Origin of the sequence: Paraburkholderia sp. SIMBA_027, from assembly GCF_046535315.1 — a bacterium.
Taxonomy (GTDB): domain Bacteria; phylum Pseudomonadota; class Gammaproteobacteria; order Burkholderiales; family Burkholderiaceae; genus Paraburkholderia; species Paraburkholderia tropica.
On sequence record NZ_JAWRWY010000460.1, the window covers coordinates 1 to 276 of the forward strand.

Below are 276 nucleotides of genomic sequence, written 5' to 3' on the forward strand. Positions count from 1 at the left end.
CGTCTTGCCTTTGTCGACGACCTTTTCCTCGCAATCGCCGCGCACCACGGCCGCGCGGCTCGACTCGTAAGATTCGCTCGTGATGATGTCGCGGTATTCGTGGGTGACCGTGTCGGCCATGGACAGGGTGACGGCGCGGCTGGAGAACTTGCCTGCGCAGTTGGTGTCCCATTCGCCGCCGGAGCGGTGCACGATCAGGCCGTCCAGCACCATCGCCAGGCCCTTGGGGCCGATGTCGAACAGGCGCAGGCTGGTTTCGCCGAAGGGGTTGGCGCG

General features: G+C 65.9%; 1 pseudogene. It reads right to left on the reverse strand.

Going from position 1 to position 276, the window contains the following annotated elements:
- Positions 1–276: pseudogene (locus tag SB764_RS39825) on the reverse strand (hypothetical protein); the annotation flags it as partial.